At 75.5% G+C, this 368-nt stretch carries 1 pseudogene; it reads left to right on the top strand.

Going from position 1 to position 368, the window contains the following annotated elements:
- Positions 1–368 (top strand): annotated as a pseudogene (locus BZL64_RS41715) (hypothetical protein); the annotation flags it as partial.

The raw sequence follows: 368 nt of genomic DNA, 5'->3' as shown, positions 1-368 counted from the left end.
ACGTCGTCTCCCAGCTGGCCCGCCGCCACGGCATCCGGGTCCGGCTCCAGAACAACATCTACGGCGGCGTCCAGGCCGTACTCGTCGTACCGCAGGCCCTGCTCGGGTCGGCCGGACCGCCGTTGTCGCAGGCCGAGGGGAACGGCGTGGGGGCGGCCGGCGCACAGGTGGCTCGGGAACTGGCTCCGCAGGCCGGCGGGCGATCGCAGCCCCAGGCGCAGACCCGGTCCCCCGGGGAACCGCAGCCGCAGCGCCGGGCCGCCCAGCCCGAGCCACGCCCGCAGCCGCAGCTCCAGCCCGTGGCCCAACTCCAGCCACAGGCAACCTCGCCGACGCACCATCAGCCGCAGTTGCAGCCGCAGTCCCAC

Source organism: Streptomyces bobili, assembly GCF_002154575.1.
Lineage (GTDB): Bacteria > Actinomycetota > Actinomycetes > Streptomycetales > Streptomycetaceae > Streptomyces > Streptomyces bobili.
Note: the sequence above shows the minus strand (reverse complement) of the source record. Positions and strands in the feature narration are given on the sequence as shown.